This is a genomic window from Desulfurivibrio alkaliphilus AHT 2 (assembly GCF_000092205.1).
Lineage (GTDB): Bacteria > Desulfobacterota > Desulfobulbia > Desulfobulbales > Desulfurivibrionaceae > Desulfurivibrio > Desulfurivibrio alkaliphilus.
In genome coordinates this window covers 1878459-1894009 of sequence record NC_014216.1, presented here as the reverse complement: position 1 = coordinate 1894009, position 15551 = coordinate 1878459, and the positions used below count along the sequence as shown (strand labels likewise).

Annotated in this window: 16 protein-coding genes; 10 read left to right on the top strand and 6 right to left on the bottom strand. The window is 61.8% G+C overall.

Annotated elements, in window-relative coordinates:
• Window positions 1-94: 94 nt before the first annotated feature.
• Window positions 95-793 carry a response regulator transcription factor gene (locus DAAHT2_RS08235; RefSeq protein WP_013163838.1) on the top strand — a complete coding sequence of 233 codons (699 nt, stop codon included), beginning with the start codon at window positions 95-97 and terminating at the stop codon, window positions 791-793.
• 19 nt (window positions 794-812) lie between these two features.
• On the opposite strand, the gene thiD is transcribed toward DAAHT2_RS08235, so the two are convergent.
• From thiD to DAAHT2_RS08220, 3 genes are read right to left on the bottom strand one after another with little or no spacing between them, the layout of a single operon-like run.
• Complete coding sequence (gene thiD, locus DAAHT2_RS08230) at window positions 813-1637, bottom strand: bifunctional hydroxymethylpyrimidine kinase/phosphomethylpyrimidine kinase (protein ID WP_013163837.1); 825 nt, start codon at window positions 1635-1637, stop codon at window positions 813-815.
• 11 nt (window positions 1638-1648) lie between these two features.
• A complete protein-coding gene (locus DAAHT2_RS08225; protein WP_013163836.1) occupies window positions 1649-2452 on the bottom strand; it encodes a TSUP family transporter in 804 nt (267 codons plus the stop codon).
• Between the two features lie 36 nt (window positions 2453-2488).
• Entirely contained in the window at window positions 2489-2818 is a 330-nt protein-coding gene (locus DAAHT2_RS08220) for a PadR family transcriptional regulator (protein ID WP_013163835.1), read from the bottom strand.
• Window positions 2819-3189: 371 nt separating this feature from the next.
• Between DAAHT2_RS08220 and DAAHT2_RS08215 the strand changes: the two genes are divergently transcribed.
• From DAAHT2_RS08215 to DAAHT2_RS08190, 7 genes are all read left to right on the top strand, one after another.
• A complete protein-coding gene (locus DAAHT2_RS08215; RefSeq protein ID WP_013163834.1) occupies window positions 3190-4311 on the top strand; it encodes a sulfurtransferase in 1122 nt (373 codons plus the stop codon).
• 44 nt (window positions 4312-4355) lie between these two features.
• On the top strand, window positions 4356-4514 hold the full coding sequence (locus DAAHT2_RS14650) for a hypothetical protein (RefSeq protein WP_013163833.1): 159 nt from the start codon (window positions 4356-4358) through the stop codon (window positions 4512-4514).
• Entirely contained in the window at window positions 4511-4831 is a 321-nt protein-coding gene (locus DAAHT2_RS08210) for a DsrE family protein (RefSeq protein WP_013163832.1), read from the top strand. Before DAAHT2_RS14650 ends, DAAHT2_RS08210 begins: the two co-directional genes overlap by 4 nt.
• 11 nt (window positions 4832-4842) lie before the next feature.
• Window positions 4843-5949, top strand: coding sequence for a selenoprotein TsoY (gene tsoY, locus DAAHT2_RS08205; RefSeq protein WP_376797729.1), 1107 nt, complete (start codon window positions 4843-4845; stop codon window positions 5947-5949).
• 292 nt (window positions 5950-6241) lie between these two features.
• Entirely contained in the window at window positions 6242-6586 is a 345-nt protein-coding gene (gene tsoR, locus DAAHT2_RS08200; protein ID WP_013163830.1) for an ArsR/SmtB-type metalloregulator TsoR, read from the top strand.
• Window positions 6587-6598: 12 nt separating this feature from the next.
• Window positions 6599-7039, top strand: a complete 441-nt coding sequence (tsoA, locus tag DAAHT2_RS15270) for an LULAXC motif selenoprotein TsoA (protein ID WP_337833257.1) — start codon at window positions 6599-6601, stop codon at window positions 7037-7039.
• 11 nt (window positions 7040-7050) lie between these two features.
• The gene (locus tag DAAHT2_RS08190; RefSeq protein ID WP_013163827.1) at window positions 7051-7611 is read left to right on the top strand and encodes a TMEM165/GDT1 family protein; all 561 of its coding nucleotides are present in this window, start codon (window positions 7051-7053) and stop codon (window positions 7609-7611) included.
• Here DAAHT2_RS08190 and DAAHT2_RS08185 read toward each other — a convergent pair.
• The 3 genes from DAAHT2_RS08185 to mutM are packed head-to-tail and all read right to left on the bottom strand — an operon-like array spanning window position 7603 to window position 13018.
• Window positions 7603-10782, bottom strand: coding sequence for an efflux RND transporter permease subunit (locus tag DAAHT2_RS08185; protein ID WP_013163826.1), 3180 nt, complete (start codon window positions 10780-10782; stop codon window positions 7603-7605). The two genes, DAAHT2_RS08190 and DAAHT2_RS08185, sit on opposite strands and share 9 nt — an antisense overlap.
• Entirely contained in the window at window positions 10779-12047 is a 1269-nt protein-coding gene (locus DAAHT2_RS08180; protein ID WP_013163825.1) for an efflux RND transporter periplasmic adaptor subunit, read from the bottom strand. The genes DAAHT2_RS08185 and DAAHT2_RS08180 overlap by 4 nt, the downstream gene beginning before the upstream one ends.
• A gap of 53 nt (window positions 12048-12100) precedes the next feature.
• Complete coding sequence (gene mutM, locus DAAHT2_RS08175; RefSeq protein WP_013163824.1) at window positions 12101-13018, bottom strand: bifunctional DNA-formamidopyrimidine glycosylase/DNA-(apurinic or apyrimidinic site) lyase; 918 nt, start codon at window positions 13016-13018, stop codon at window positions 12101-12103.
• 316 nt (window positions 13019-13334) lie between these two features.
• Between mutM and DAAHT2_RS08170 the strand changes: the two genes are divergently transcribed.
• Window positions 13335-13913 (top strand): 5-formyltetrahydrofolate cyclo-ligase, encoded by a 579-nt coding sequence (locus DAAHT2_RS08170; RefSeq protein ID WP_013163823.1) that lies wholly within the window; start codon window positions 13335-13337, stop codon window positions 13911-13913.
• Between the two features lie 165 nt (window positions 13914-14078).
• Window positions 14079-15533 carry an ATP-binding protein gene (locus tag DAAHT2_RS08165; RefSeq protein ID WP_013163822.1) on the top strand — a complete coding sequence of 485 codons (1455 nt, stop codon included), beginning with the start codon at window positions 14079-14081 and terminating at the stop codon, window positions 15531-15533.
• Window positions 15534-15551 lie beyond the last annotated feature (18 nt).

The following is a 15551-nucleotide window of genomic DNA, read 5'->3' as shown; positions in this document are numbered from 1 at the left end:
TGTTACAGTTCCTGGCTTTTTGCAATGGATTAACGTTTCTGTGGCCGGGCCGGCTTTCACCGGGGCCGAAAATTCCTCCCACGGCAAGGAATATATGAGCAAACCCCAAATACTCGTGGTTGACGACGATCTCACCATGCTGAGCCTTTGTCGTAGCGTTATTGAGCGTCAGGGCTGGTCGGTGGATTGCGCCCGGAATAAGCAGCAGGCGGAAGAGATGGTCGGCGAAAGACAATTTGACCTAGTGGTGCTGGATCTCAATCTGCCGGATGGTGACGGTTTGGATATCGGGCGCCGGTTGCAGCAACAGGGGGTGTCCTTTCTGCTGATGACCGCCCGTAGCGACCCCCAGGAGCGGTTGACCGGCTTTGAGATCGGGGCTGCCGACTACCTGGTTAAGCCGTTTCACCCCAATGAATTGATTTACCGAATCAAACGGGCCTTGCCGCAGCCAGCAGAGGCCCGGCCTTCCACACCTGATAATCCAGATGCTCTTTACCGCCTTGGTCCCTGGCAGGTAGACCTGGACCGCCACCTGCTGATTAATATTGACGGCAGGCGTGAGGAATTGACGCTGGGTGAGTCTAAGCTGCTGGCGATGTTGATCGATGCCCGGGGACGGGTGGTGAGCCGTGAGCGAATTCTGCAGGCCGTGGCGCGCAGTGAAGGGGAGGGGCATTACCGGACGGTTGACGTGCTGGTCTCCCGCCTGCGCAAAAAAATCGAGGAAGATCCCCGCAAACCGGCCCTGATCTTTACCGCTTTCGGAATGGGATACCGCCTCGGTGGTTAAAAAAAATGTTTCTGCCGGCTCAGGACCAGTGGGCGAAAAAGTGGTGGACCGGGCCGTGGCCCCGGCCCAGGCGGTAGTCGGCCCCGGCGCTGATGGCCCGGTACAGATACTCTTTGGCCTTGCTCACCGCCTCGGTGAAACTCAGGCCTTGGGCCAGCCCGGCGGCGATGGCCGAAGAGAGGGTGCAGCCGGTGCCGTGGGTGTTGGGGGTGGCAAAACGTTTGCCTTCCAGCCATCGGGTGGTGCCGCCGGCGGTGACCAGGCAGTCGGGACTCTCGCCGCCGACCAGGTGGCCGCCTTTCAGCAGCACGGCTTGTGCGCCAAGTTCCATTAAAGCATGTCCGGCGGCCTCCATCTGCTCCCGGTTGCCGATCTGCAGTCCGCTTAGTACTTCGGCCTCGGGAATGTTGGGGGTGATGATGGTGCTGATGGGGATCAGATGCCGGCGCAGGGCGGCAATGGCCTCGTCCTGCAGCAGTTTGTCGCCGCTTTTGGCCACCATCACCGGGTCCAGCACGATGTTTTTTGCCCCGCCCCCGCCACCCTCGCCGCCGACGGTCAGTTGTTGGGCCACCTCGACGATCACCTCCGGGGTGTTGAGCATGCCGATCTTGACCGCGTCCACCCCGATGTCATCCAGCACCGCCCGGATCTGGGCGCCGACCATGGCCGCCGGTACCGGGTGAATGGCGGTCACCGCCCGGGTGTTCTGGGCGGTGATGGCGGTGATGGCGCTCATGCCGAAACAGCCCAGGGCGGCAAAGGTTTTAAGATCGGCCTGGATCCCGGCGCCGCCGCCGGAGTCGGAGCCGGCGATGGTCAGGGTCCGCAGATAAGTTTTCATGGTCGTTTATCCTATATTAAACCGGAAATCAGGCCCAGGGCAACCAGCACCAGCAGGGTGCCGGTCAGGGTGCGGATGGTGGCCATGGTAACCTTGGGCAGCAACCGTTTGCCCACCACCGCGCCGATAAAGGCGGCGGCAATCCCGGTGAACACCAGCGAGCCGTCGGCCGGGGTCCAGGCCACCATGTCGGTGGCGGCGCGGCCGGCCAGCACAAAGATGGTGCCGTAGGTCAGCAGCCGGGCCACATCCACCATGAAGGCGATCACCGCGTTGGTGCCGACAAAGGCCTCCCGGTCCACCCCGGTCTTGACCAGAAAGGCCGAGCGCAGCGCTCCCTGGTGGCCGGAAAGGCCGCCGAAAAAGCCGGAAAGCAGACCACCGATGGTCAGGTGACGGCGATCGAAGCGGATTTGCCGCAGGCCCGGCAGCAGCTCGAACAGGGAAAAGGCCAGAATCAAAAGCCCCATCAGCAGCTTGATGGGGGTCACCGTGGCTTCGAGGGCGCCAAGCTGGTAGCTGGTAACGGTGCCCAGCCCCGCCACCAGCCCCAGCAGGGCGGCGCCGGCAAAGGCGGCCAGCAGGGCCGGCAGCCCGAAGCCCAGCACCAAGGAACGGTCGGCCATCTTGCCCACCAGTCCGATTTTAAAGATATTGTTGGCCAGATGCACCACGGCGGTGGCCGCCACCGCCGTTTCCACCGGGTAAAAGAGGGCAAAGACCGGCAGCAGCAAGGTGCCCAGGCCAAAGCCGGAATAGAGGGTCAAGGTGGAGGCGCCCAGGGCGGCTACGGCAATGATCAGGTGGGAAAGCATAATCTGTCTCCGAAAAATATCAGGCTTGAAGTTTTTTTAATCGATTTCCTCAAGCAGCTCGTGTAGCTGCCGGCGAACCTTGGCCAGCACAGCCTTGCCGGCCGGGGTGGTCCGAAAACGGCGCGGGGCTTTGGGGCCGCCGCCGGGGTCAACCTCGCTGGCCAGCCAGCCCAGCCGTTCCAGGCGGTGCAGCAGTGGGTAAAGGGTGCCGGGGCTGACCTCATAGCCATGGTGCCGCAACTCGCTGAGCATCCACTGGCCCACCACCGGCCCCTCCACCGCGTGGTGGAGGATATGAACCTTCCAGAAACCAAGCAGAATTTCCCGCTGTAACGCCTTGCGTTCCTCTCTTTCGTCACCGTTCATGGCCCCTCCTTTCCGTTAACCGTAGTCGATAAACGTAATAAAGGCAAGCAAATTTTCACCGGCTTGTCCGCCGTCTTTCACCACCATCATCCATTGTTCATGGATATTAAATGGCCGATGTCCGGCAGGGATTAACCTGCTGGAAAACAAACACTCCCTTTTTCGCATTTCTCACTTGACATATATCATTGTTGATATGTATGATCGTTTATACATTCAATCGGCGGCACGGGGGGCCGCCCCTCGCCAATTGTGGGGCAGGTTTCAGGGGCTGCCGATGGTCTGTAATGCGACCTCCGGGTTGCGGCATGTTCGCAAAAAGCCTCGAAGACCGCATGGCAAGACAAACCAACAAGACAGGGAGGTGGGCCATGAAAACAATTACGACTGTTACCAAAAGCAGAGGTGGTCGCTGGCTGGCGACCGGATTGGTTTCTCTGCCGTTTTTCGTGCTGCTGGTGCTGCTCTGCGCCGGCTCGGCCGGGGCCGGGGGATCTGTTCCTCCCGGCGCCAACCCCCATCTGCTGGTCACCCCCCTGGAGGTGTGGGAAAACCGGGAGCACTGGCTGATCATCGACCTTCGGGACCGGGAATCATACCTTGAAGGGCATGTGCCCGGCGCCATTCACCTGGGCGACCGGGGGCACAAGATGTTGCGCGAGGACCGCTATATTCTCTTTTACGGTGATCAAGATATCGACCCCAAACAGGGCAAGTTGATCGAACACTTGGAGCCGCGGCCGGTGGCGGAACTGGAGCAGGTTTTCGCCGCCGCCGGGGTAACCCGTGAACATACCGTAATTCTCTACAGCGACCTGGAAGACACCCTGCCGGGCTACACTTTTGTTCCCTTTGTCATCCTGGAATACCTGGGGCATGAGGATGTCCGGGTAATGGACGGCGGGATCGAAAACTGGTGGGCGCACCGGCTGCCGTTAGGGCAGGGAGAAAACCGGCTGCCGCCTTCCGACTTCCGGGCCCGCTTGCAGCCGCAAGTGATCGCCCACGAGGCCGAGGTGTTGCGGCTGGCCCGCTTCAACCCATCCTATTTGCAGGATATCGGGGTCAATCCGCACCAGTTTGAATTGCCGCAACTGGTTGACGTGCGGGTGGATGTGGAGCACTCCGGCGCCCAGCCGGCCCCGCCGGGACATTTTCTTTACGATTCGGTAATCCGCACCGGCCGGATTCCCCACACCATAGCAAACGTGCCCCACTGGCAGCAGTTTGCCGATTTTGAAAGCCTGCGGCTCAAGCCCATTGCCGAACTGGACGCGATGTACGGCGACTTGGACCGCCACCGGCGAACCATCGTTTACTGCTACATCGCCAACCGGGCTTCCATGTCCTACTTCGTTCTGCGCCTGTTGGGCTTCAGCGACCCGGCCGTGTATCACGACAGTTGGATTATCTGGGGCAATAACCCCCGCCTGCCGCTGGTGCGGGATCGTGGTGTGGAAGTGGCGCGGACACCCTTGGCCGGAGGCTATTAAAGCGGTTACAAAAAATCCGCTTGCATTGATGGGTCTTGATATGTATGAATGTTTATTATCTGGTTGCCGGCAAGGCGGCCAGTCGCAGGATAATCCTGCAGACCGCCGGCCCCCTTCGGGCCATGCCCATGCCCGGCGGGCAAGAGTCGCTGCCCGCCGTTGGGGCGGCGGTAAAATCCATTCTCATGGAGGTATCGTTATGAGTTGGTTGTTCGTTATTTCCAGCAACGACCCGGAAACGGTGTTCAACGCCGCCCGGCTGGCCAATGCCAGCCTGAAACAAGGCAAGGAAGTCAATATGTTCATGCTGGGCCGGGGGGTCGAGTATGAACAGATCAGCAGTGAGCAGTTCGATATCTCCGGCCAGTTGGCGGAATTCGACAATTTGGGCGGCAACTTCCTGGTCTGAGGCACCTGCATCAAATCCCGCGGTCTGGCGGGATCAGCCTCCTGTCCTTTGGGCATGATGACCGACCTTTACCAAATGGTTGCCGAAAGTGAAAAAGTCCTGACCTTCTAAAAGGAAAAGCGATGAAGTTTTCTCCCTTGCAGTTCCAGATTTCCGTGGCCGCCGGCGGGGCGGCGTTGATGCCCTTCGTGCTGTTGCAATTTGCCGTGCCGCACGGCGAGGGGCTGATTACCATGGCGGCCATGCCGTGGGAACAGCTCAGTGCCGTGGAAAACTTTTTCTACGGCCCGCTGGTGGGGGTGATGCTGCTGTTTGTGGTCATCCACCTGCTACTGACCCTGTTTTATCTTAAAGGGCTGGCCGGGATGATGGCCCAGCGTGAGCAGTTCAGCGCCTTTATCAACGACCCCAAAGTCCATATCGCCATCTTTTCCCCCATCGCCTCGCTGGCCATGACTGCCAACGTGGTCTGGGGGCCGCTGGCCTTTTTTGTGCCGAACATGGGGGCCACCCTGCAGGGGCTGATGCTGCCGTCGCTTTTTTTCTTCGCTCTGCTTTGGCTGGCCCTGCTGGGGTTTGAAGCCAAGGTGCTGAAAATCTGGCTGACCCAACCGGTGGAGCCGAGCAAGCTTAATTTTGCCTGGTTGCTGGATATCTTTGCCTTCGGCCTGGTAAGCCTTACCGGCAGCGGTATTGCCGCCATCGCCACCGACCCGGCGGTGGCGGCGGCCGCTGCCTTTGCCGCCTTTTTTACCATCGGGGCCGGTATTTTTATCTTTCTGTTGAAAATCGTGGTGTTGCTCTACGGCCAGCTCAAGGCCCAACGGTTGCCGGGCGATCCCATCCAGCCCGCCTTTTTTCTGGTTATTCCCATCCTCTGCCTTTTCGGTATCAGCCTGTTTCGGATTATGGCCTACCTGCAAAACCATTTCGGGTTTGCCGCCGAACCGGCTTCGTTTCTAGTGCTCAACTTCGCTTACGCCGCCGCCGTGGCCTGGGCTGTGTTCGGGTTGTATTTGCTTGCGGATTATTTCCGCAAGTTCGGCCGGCAGAAATACTCCCCGGCCCAGTGGGGGATAGTCTGAGCCCTGGTCGGCTCCCAGGTCCTGGGAGGATACGTCTACGGCACCTACTTTGCCCATCAGCTGCTGCTGGTGGCCAACTATCTTTCCATCGTGCTGATGGCCATGGTTTACGGCCTGGTGCTGCTCAAGTACCGCCAAACATAGTTTTTAGGTAATCGTTCAGCAGCACCGCACCTTCGGGCGATCAGCCAGGCTTGAGTACCAGTGTACGCGGCGCCTGGCTGATCGCCCGAATCTGCGGCACTGCTGAACGATTACGGCACGTTAGACTGGTAAGTTAGTACCCCTGGTGAACGGTTACGTTTTTAGCTGGTCAGCGGTGGTGGATTAAGTTAACTTGGTGGCCGCCGGAAGTCGGCAACGGCTTTTTCGGCGCCCTTTTCATTGTTGGCTGCTTGATTACTATCTGGTTGATTAAAACCCGGAGCCTTGGCCGGTGAAAAACGGCAATTCAAATCATTCCCCCGGCGATGGGGCCGCAACGGTTACCCCGGCGGACCTGGTGGTGTTGCTCAAGGGGCTGGCCGACGAGAACCGCTTGCGGATTCTGCGCGCCCTGGTCGGCACCGAAAAGCCGGTCTCCAAACTGGTGGAGGAACTGGGGATTTCCCAGCCCCTGGTGTCGCACCATTTGAAAGAGCTGCGGCGGGCGTTGCTGGTCAGTGTCGAGCGGCGCGGGCCTTTTGTTTACTGCCGCCTGGCCGACCCCCGCCTGGAGGGGCTGCTGGATGAGCTGAATTCCCTAACCGGCGACTTGCTGGCCCGACGCACATCCTTCTAGGAGACTTGATATATGCGGGAGCTTACGGAACTGCTGGACGAGCTGGAGCCCAAAGAAATTCTGCAGACCCTGCTGCCGGCGGTGCGCGGGGCCTTGGGGCACCTGGATGACGAGGAACGCCAGCAATGGCTGGCCCGCTTTCTGGGAGACAACGGCGACGACAAGCTGGTGGGGATGGTCAACCTCTGACTGGCCCGCTGCCTGGACGAAGGTGTCGATCCAACCAACATGTGTCAGAGTCTGGTCCATAAAGTGGCCCGTTCAAAACAGTTGCAGGCGGTGACCGAGCCCGGCATCCTCAAGCTTTTTGAAAGCTGGCTCGATGAACTGGAAGAAGAGGCGGCGGCCTTCCTGCAACGTCATCCGGACAGCGACGCCGTCACCCTGGCCGACGCCCTGGGCCTGTCGGCCAGCGGCGCCGCCTTCCTGCTGGCCAAGCGGCAACAGGAGTAGCAAGATCTGGTATGGAAGTTTTTTTTATTGCGCTGGTGGCCGTTACCCTGGCCGAAATCGGCGATAAAACGCAGTTTGTCGCCCTGACCCTGAGCGCCCGCTACCAGCGGCCGTGGCCGGTGCTGGCCGGGATTTTTCTGGCCTCGCTGGCCAATCATGGCTTGGCCGCCGTGGGCGGGGTCTGGGTTTCGCGCCTGCTGCCCGCGGAGGTAATCAGTTGGCTGGTGGGCCTGGGGTTTCTCGCCATGGCCCTCTGGGCGTTACGTAACAGTGCCGAGGAGGAGGCGCCGCCGGTCTCCCTCAAAGGGGCCTTCGTTACCACCTTCGTGCTTTTTTTCCTGATGGAGATGGGCGACAAGACCCAGATCGCCACCGCCGCCCTGGCCGCCCATTACTCCACCTTTTTCTGGGTGGTGGCCGGCAGCGTCAGCGGCATGATGGTAGTCAACGCCCCCACCGTCTGGTTCGGCCACTGCTACGGCTGCCGGATCTCCCCCCGCCTGCTGCACCGCTTAAGCGCCCTGATCTTCGCCGCCATCGGCCTCTGGGTGCTGGTTTCCGCCTTATTGTGAAGGTAGCCGCGTTCCATCCAGCACCAGGTACAGGGTGGGGACCAGCACCAGGGTGATGAAGGTGGAAAAGAGTACCCCGAAGCCCAGGCTGATGGCCATGGGAATCAGGAACTGGGCCTGGACGCTGGTTTCCAGGATCATGGGGAAAAGGCCGCCGAAGGTGGTCAGCGAAGTAAGCAGGATGGGGCGGAAACGGCGGCATCCGGCGTCGATCACCGCCTCGCGGGTGGCGGCGGTTTTTGCCAATCCGTCCAGCTCGCCAGGCCCGTCCACCCGGGTTTCTTGCCGCCGCCGGTTGCGGTTGATCCGGTCAATCAGCAGCAGGGAGTTGTTGACCACCACCCCGGACAGCGCCACAATGCCGAACATGCTCAAAATACTCAAATTAAAACCCAGCAGCAGGTGCCCCAGCAGGGCGCCGACGATGCCGAAGGGAATGGCCATCATGATCAGCACCGGCTGGGCGAAGCTGCGCAGGGGTACGGCCAGCAGGGCGTATATGGCGAACAGAGCCAGGATAAAGCCCTGGCCCATGCTGCCCATGGACTCCCGGCGCTCTTTTTCCTCCCCTTCCAGGTCGTAGCTCAGCCCCGGAAAATCGGCCACCAGCCGGGCCAGGGGGCCCTGCCGCAAGGCGGCCAGCACCTCTTCGGCGTTGGCCAGCCGGTCGTCCACACTGGCGGTGACGTTGATGGCCCGCTTGCGGTCGCTGCGGCTGATGGCGGCATAGCCCCGGCCGTCGATCACCTCGGCGGCTTGCAGCAAAGGGATATCGCCGCCGTCCGGGGTGCGGATGGTCATCGCCTCCAGATCGCTGAGGCTGCGCCGCTGCACCTCCGGGTAACGCACCATCACCTTGACCTCGTTGCGCCCCCGTTGCAGGCGCAGGGCCTCGGCGCCGAAAAAGGCGCTGCGCACCTGGCGGCCCAGGTCCTCTTCGGTAACCCCCAGGCTGCGGGCCTCGGGTTTTAAGCGCAGGGTCAGCTCCCGCTTGCCTTCCGGGAAGTTGTCGGCGATATCGTAAACCCCGGGGTAATTGGCCAGATCCGCCTGCAGGCGGTCGCGGGCGGCCAGCAGGGTGGTGAAATCGTGGTGGGACAACTGCACGTCGATATGGTCGCCGAAACGGACCAGGTTGGTGGTAAAGGTCAGGGAGCGGACGCCGGGAATTTCCCCCACCAACTCCCGCCAGCGGGCCGACACTTCCGAGGCCGGCAGGCCGCGTTTTTCGGCCGGTTGCAGAAAGAGGGTGGTGGTGGCCAGGTGGGTGCCGGAGTCGCCGCCGCCCCCGCCGGGGCCTTCATTGGCCGCTGTGCCGCCGATAACCGAATAAAGGTGGCGCAGGATGGTGCTGCCGTCGTCGCGCCGGGCATCGAATTCGGCGATGGTCCGCTGACCCTGCTCGACGATGAAGGCCTCCACCCGGGCGGTCTCCTCCACCAGGGTGCCCTGGGGCATTTCCAACTCCACCCGGATGATATCGCCTTCCACCTCCGGCATGAAGCGAAACTGCACCAGCCCGCCGCCCACCAGGCCGCCGGCCAGCATCAGCAGGGCCAGGGCGGCGGCCAGGGTCAGCCCCCGGTAGGTCAGGCAGAACTCCAGGGTGCGCCGGTAGGGGCCGTTAATCAACCGTTGCAGTAACGCATCGGCTTGCCGGTGCAGCCCTTTCAGGCGGCCAATCAGGCCGGGGCCGGGGGGGCTGGCATGATCCCGCCGCCCCAGCAGGGCCGGCAGGCAGAACAGGGAAATCACCAGCGACACCATCAGGATGCTGATCACCACAAAGGGGATGGCGCGGATGAACTTACCCATGGTGCCGGTGATGTAGACCAGGGGCAGGAAGGCCGCCACCGTGGTCAGCACCGAGAAGACCACCGGCACGGCCACCTCCCTGGTGCCCTCCACCGCCGCCCGCAGTCGTTCCTTGCCCCGGCTGCGGTGCTCGTGGATGCTCTCGCCCACCACCACCGAGTTGTCCACCACGATCCCCAGGGCCATGATGAAGGCAAAAAGCGACATCATGTTGATGGAAACATCGAAGCTGGGCAGAAAGAGCAGGGCGCCGAGAAAGGAAACCGGCAGCCCCAGCATGATCCACAGGGCCAGCTTGATCTCCAGAAAGAGGCTTAAAATCAGCAGCACCAGCAGCAGGCCGATGGCGGCGTTTTTCAGCAGCAGTTGAAAACGGCTCTGCAGCACCTCGGAGTTGTCGTTCCACAGGGCCAGGTCGATGACCGTGCCGGCCACCGCCGGCTGTTGCCGCTCCACATAACGGCGCACCAACTCGGAGATCTCGATGGGGCGCTGCTCGCCCACCCGGTAAACCTCCACCATGGCGGCGGGCTGGCCGTTGAAGCGGCTGATCAGGTCGATATCTTCAAAGCCGTCACGGATGGTGGCGACCTCGCCCAGGCGCAACAAGGCGCCGTCGGCCCCGGCCCGGATGACGATCTCCTCGTGCTCAGGCCCGGTGTAGCGCCGTTCCTTGGTGCGCAGCAGGATCTCGCCGCCCTCGGTCTTCAGCACCCCGCCGGGGGTGTCCTGGGAGGCCCGGCGCACCGCCGCCGCCACCTGTTCCAGGGTAAGGTGATGGCGGCGCAGCATCTCTTCCTCGATTTCGATGGAGATCTCGTAGGGCCGCACCCCGGCCAGTTCCACCTGGGTGATTTCCGGCATCTCCAGCAGGTCGTCGCGGATCATCTCCGCCCGTTCCCGCAGGGCCCGTTCGGTGGTGGGGCCGTAAACCACTACCGAAATCACCTCGTTTCTGATCAGGGCCTTGCTCACCACCGGCTGCTCGGCGTCTTCGGGGAAGGTGGTGATGCGGTCCACCTCGTTTTTGATGTCCTGCAGCACCTGGTCCACGTCGGCCCCGGTATCCACCACCGCGGTGACGGTGCCGATCCCTTCGGCGGCGGTGGCTCGCATCTCTTTAATGCCGTCAATGCCGGCAATGCTCTCTTCTATTTGCAGGATGATCCCTTCTTCCACCTCCTCGGGGCTGGCGCCGGGGTAGCTGACGGTGATGTTCACCCGGTCCAGGCTGATCTCGGGAAAGACCTCCTGCTTGACGTTGAAGGCAAAGACCAGGCCGCCCACCGCGAAAAAGAGCAGCAGCAGGGTGGCGGCCACGTGGTTATGGGCCATCCATTGGATCTGGTTGTTCATTGTATTTCTCGGGGCATTTCTCGGGGCATTTCCCGGGGCGTTTCCCGGTTGTTGGCCCGCAGCAGCATGCCCTCGACGGCGCCGACCAGTTCGGTGAGCACCACCTGGTCGCCGGCGGTCAGGCCGTGGTCGATAATGGCGGTTTCCCGTTCCCGGCGGCGAATGTTGACCGGCGCCAGGCGCAGCCGCTGCTCGTCATCCATCAGCCAGACGGTGTCGCCTTCCCGCACCGCCCGGCGGGGCAGAATGAACACCTCTTCCAGGCGTTTGCCGGCCAGTTGCACCCCGACAAACATCCCCGGCAGCAGGGCCGGGGCATCGTCCCGGCGGTCGGCCAGGTCGTAAGGGTCTTCGACCATGATTACCGTCTGTACCATTCGCCCCTGGCTTTCCACCTCGCCCAGGGTCCGGTGCAGCTTGCCCGGCCACTGGTAATCGCGATCGCCGGCGGTGAAGGTAACTAGGGCCGGGGAGCCGAGATCGCTTACCCCGTGGACCCCGGAGTCAGTTGCGGGGGCGCTGGCCGGGCGGGGCAGTTGCAGCCAGGGTAGGTCGGCCTGGGGCAGGGGAACGATGATTTCCGCCCGGTCGGTGCCGGTCAGGGTGGCGACGGTGACCCCGGCCTGGATAAACTGGCCCAATTCCAACTGGCGCTGGCGAATGCGGCCGTTGAAGGGGGCCAAGAGGGTGGTGCGTTCCAGGTCCAGCCGGGCGGCGGTAAGATCGGCTTCGGCGGCGACCCGCTCGGCCTCGGCCTCCAGCAACTGGGGCTGGTAGAGGGCCAGGGGGCTGGGCTGCAGCCGGGTGTCGCTTTCATGGTCGGGGCTTGCGGCAAACAACTCCCACTCCCGGCGGGCCACCGCCGCCCGTTCGCTTATTTCCACCAGCCTCGCTTCGGCCCGGGCCACGGCGGCCTTGGCCCGCTCCCGAGCCAGCTCGTAATCCGCCGGGTCCAAGCGGAACAGCAACTCGCCTTCACGAACAAAGCCGCCGGCGACAAAATTCGGCCCCAGCTCCACCACCTCGCCGGAGACCCTGGGGATCAGGCTGATTTCCCGCTGGGGCTGCACCGTGCCGCTGCCCCGCACCATCACCTGGTGGGTTTCCGGCTGCACGGCGAGCAATTCCACCAGGGCGCCGCGCTCCACCCTTTCCCGGGGCTCCGGCGCCTGGCGTTGGGACAGCAGTAACTGCATCAGCAGAAAACCCGCCAGCAGCACCAGCAGGGGTAAAACAAAGCGGATGATTTTTTCTTTTTTAGCCATGGTGCCAAGATCTTCCAGGGTTAAGAGTAAAAAACGTGAACTTCTTCAAGGAGTTATTTGCCGCTCTTTTGTTCCTTGTTTTTTGATATTACTTTGGGCGGCCGTTGGCAGCGGGGGCAAAAGTAGGTTGCCCGCCCGGCCTGCACCTGCCGGACTATTTCCCGGCCGCAGCGCGGGCAGGGTTGGCCGCCGCGCCCGTAAACGGCCAGTTGCACCTGAAAATAACCGCTCTCCCCGGCAGCGTTGGCAAAATCGGCAATGGTGGTGCCACCGGCGGCAATGGCCCGGGTCAGGATTTCCCGGGCGGCGGCGCAGATTTTTTTTAACCTGGCCCGGGATATTTCCCCGGCCGGGGTTTGCGGGTGTACCCCGGCGGCAAACAGCACTTCATTGGCGTAGATATTGCCGATCCCCACCACCACCCGATTGTCCATCAGCAGATTTTTGATGGGGGTGCGCCGGTGGGCGCAGCGTTGAGCCAGGTAGGCGGGGGTGAAGGCCTTGTCATCCAGGGGTTCGGGCCCCAGCCCGGCCAGCAGCGCTGGCGCTGTGGTCTCGGCAGGGGCACAGACGGCGACCAGCCCGAAGCGGCGGCAATCGTTGAAACGTATCTGGGCCACCTTTTGGCCACTTGCCCCCCGGCCCCCGTGCCCGTCGTTTGCATGATCATTCAGGTGCAGTACCAGGTGGTCATGTTTGCGGGGTGGGTCGTCGGCGACGGCCGGGTAGAACTTGCCGGTCATGCCCAGGTGAAAGATCAGCAGGGCGGAGTTGTCCAGGTGCAGCAGCAGGTACTTGGCCCGCCGGCTCACCCCGGTTACCCGGGCGCCTTCCCCCCAGCGCCGCAGCTCGGCCAGGGGCACGGGCCGGCGCAGGGGCAGGCCGCTGGCGCTGATGCGGGCGATTTGCCGCTGCAGCACCAAGGGTTCCAGCCCCCGGCGCACCACTTCCACTTCCGGTAGTTCAGGCATATTTTCCCACGGCGGGTCAATTTTACCCTTGACCGCCGTCCATGTTTGATGGTCTGAAAGTTTAGTAATCGTTCAGCAGCACCGCATCTTCGGGCGATCAGCCAGGCTTACGTACAGGGGGTACGCTGCGCCTGGCTGCTTACCCGAACCTGCGGCACTGCTGAACGATTACGGCCCGTTAAACCGGTAAGTTAGTACCCCTGGTGAGCGCTTGCAAAGTTTACGCCCGGTTGCGTTAACCGGGCGTCTGTGGTGAATTTACTTTAAACCACCCCTGCCGGTCAATAAGCTGAACATTAAATACAGGTTGGCAACAATGCAGATCGAAGAACAGCGCCGCCGTTTGCGCGACACGGTTTTAGCCGCCCGCGACGGTTTAAGCCCCGCCCGGCGGCGGGAAAAGAGCGGCGCCATCCATGCCGCCCTGGCCGGGCTGGATGCGGTGCGCCGGGCTCGGGTGATCATGGTCTACCTGCACTTTCGCAGCGAGGTGGAAACCCTGCCCGCCCTGGCGGCGCATCTGCCGGCCGGCTGCCGCCTGGCGGTTCCCTTGACCAGGGTAAAGGGAAAACGCCTGGAAGTTTTTCAACTCACCGACCCTGACCGCCAGTTGCGCCCCGGTTACTGCGGCATCCCGGAGCCGGACCCGGCCGCCAGCCAACCCCAGGAGCCGGGAGAAATAGACCTGGTCCTGGTGCCGGGCAGCGTCTTCGACCGCCGGGGCGGTCGCCTCGGCTACGGCGGCGGTTATTACGACCGCTTCCTGGCGCAACAGGCGCCGCAAGCGGTTCGCATCGGCCTGGCCTTCGACCTGCAGGTGGTGGATTCCCTGCCCCTGCTGCCCCACGACCAGCAACTCCACCACCTGGTAACCGAGTCCGGCGTTATCAGGTAAGCGATCACAGGGCACCCGCTTGGCGTGGTCGATAATTCCAGCCCGGGCAAAGCCGCTGTTGTAGGCGACCAAGGTTTACAGTATATTTTTACGAACAAGTTAGTCATGAAGCAAAAGAGGTGAACCGACCGCAGAGGCGGAAAAGGAAGTTGAGGCAGTGGCGGCATGAACGAGAAGCGTGACATTGATCTCATTGATGAGCTCCGAGCACAACCGGCCGAGTTGCCCTGGTTGGAGTTTAAGAAGAATAATGTTGACCCGGATGGGATCGGCAAGCGTTGTTCGGCTCTATCCAATTTAGCGCGCCTCGAAGGTCGCGATTGCGGCTTCATGCTGTGGGGTATAGACGATACGAGTCATGAGGTCGTTGGCACCAACTTCGATCCGGCCTCTTTCAGGGTTGGGAACCAGGAGTTTCAGCTCTGGCTGGCCCAACGGCTGCAACCGAGTGTAGCCTTCAGTTTCCGTACCGTCGCCCATCCCGACGGGCGGGTGGTGATCCTGGAGGTTCCGGCGGCAACCAGTGCGCCTGTCGGCTTTAACAATATTGCCTACATTCGTATTGGCAGTGCCACACCGAAACTCGCCGACTATCCCGAGCGCTATATCAAACTGATCAAGTGCCTGCGACCCTACACTTGGGAGCACGGCATCGCGCGACGGTATGCTTCGGGCGACGAGGTGCTGGATCTGCTTGATTACGCTCAATACTTTCGCCTCATTAGGCACCCCCTCCCAGACAACCGTGCCGGTATTTTTGAGCATCTGGAAGCGGATGGCCTGATCAGTCGCGACGTAGGTGAGAAATGGAATATCACTCATCTCGGGGCAATCTTATTCGCCACACGGTTGGACAGGTTCGATGCATCGCTGGCCCGTAAGGCGGTGCGACTGGTGGTTTACGACGGAAAGAACCGTGCCGAGACGGTCACCCACCGTCTGGATGGTCACAAGGGTTATGCCGCCGGATTCGAAGGGCTGGTCGACTACATCAACGGACTGATCCCCCGGAACGAGCATATCGGCATCGCGTTGCGCGTGGCTCAGCCGCTGTTCCCCGAGTTGGCGGTGCGCGAACTGGTTGCCAATGCTCTGATTCACCAGGATATGACAGTAACCGGTGCGGGGCCGCAGATTGAGATCTTCGAGGACCGCATGGAGATTACCAATCCCGGCCGCCCCTTGGTTCAGGCTGAGCGGATGATCGATCTTCCTCCGCGTTCTCGGAACGAGGCCCTGGCATCGTTGATGCGCCGCATGGGCTTTTGTGAAGAGCAAGGTAGCGGGCTGGACAAAGTGATAGCGCAGGTTGAACTTTACCAACTGCCGCCGCCGTTGTTTCGGGAAGGTGCAAATTCCATGCAGGTAATTCTCTATGGTCCGCGCAAATTTGCAGACATGACCCCGGATGAGCGGGTAAGGGCCTGTTACCAACATGCCGTCTTAAAACTCCTTAGCGGCGAACGGATGAAAAATGCCACCCTTTGCGAACGCTTCGGCATTGATCCAAAGAATGCCTCTCAGGCTTCGGTAATAATCCGTAAGGCCCTGGAAGAGGGCATAATCAAGGTGGCGGATGCGGATCACCCACGTGCAGGCTACGTGCCCGGCTGGGCCTGATTTTCTTGATCAGGTTTT

Coding starts and splice junctions, on each gene's coding strand:
- DAAHT2_RS14650 (WP_013163833.1), top strand. CDS start 4,356: ATGAATGTTTATTATCTGGTTGCCGGCAAGGCGGCCAGTCGCAGGATA.
- DAAHT2_RS08165 (WP_013163822.1), top strand. CDS start 14,079: ATGAACGAGAAGCGTGACATTGATCTCATTGATGAGCTCCGAGCACAA.
- DAAHT2_RS08170 (WP_013163823.1), top strand. CDS start 13,335: ATGCAGATCGAAGAACAGCGCCGCCGTTTGCGCGACACGGTTTTAGCC.
- mutM (WP_013163824.1), bottom strand. CDS start 13,018: ATGCCTGAACTACCGGAAGTGGAAGTGGTGCGCCGGGGGCTGGAACCC.
- DAAHT2_RS08185 (WP_013163826.1), bottom strand. CDS start 10,782: ATGAACAACCAGATCCAATGGATGGCCCATAACCACGTGGCCGCCACC.
- DAAHT2_RS08220 (WP_013163835.1), bottom strand. CDS start 2,818: ATGAACGGTGACGAAAGAGAGGAACGCAAGGCGTTACAGCGGGAAATT.
- thiD (WP_013163837.1), bottom strand. CDS start 1,637: ATGAAAACTTATCTGCGGACCCTGACCATCGCCGGCTCCGACTCCGGC.
- DAAHT2_RS08180 (WP_013163825.1), bottom strand. CDS start 12,047: ATGGCTAAAAAAGAAAAAATCATCCGCTTTGTTTTACCCCTGCTGGTG.
- DAAHT2_RS08225 (WP_013163836.1), bottom strand. CDS start 2,452: ATGCTTTCCCACCTGATCATTGCCGTAGCCGCCCTGGGCGCCTCCACC.
- DAAHT2_RS08215 (WP_013163834.1), top strand. CDS start 3,190: ATGAAAACAATTACGACTGTTACCAAAAGCAGAGGTGGTCGCTGGCTG.
- DAAHT2_RS08235 (WP_013163838.1), top strand. CDS start 95: ATGAGCAAACCCCAAATACTCGTGGTTGACGACGATCTCACCATGCTG.
- DAAHT2_RS08190 (WP_013163827.1), top strand. CDS start 7,051: ATGGAAGTTTTTTTTATTGCGCTGGTGGCCGTTACCCTGGCCGAAATC.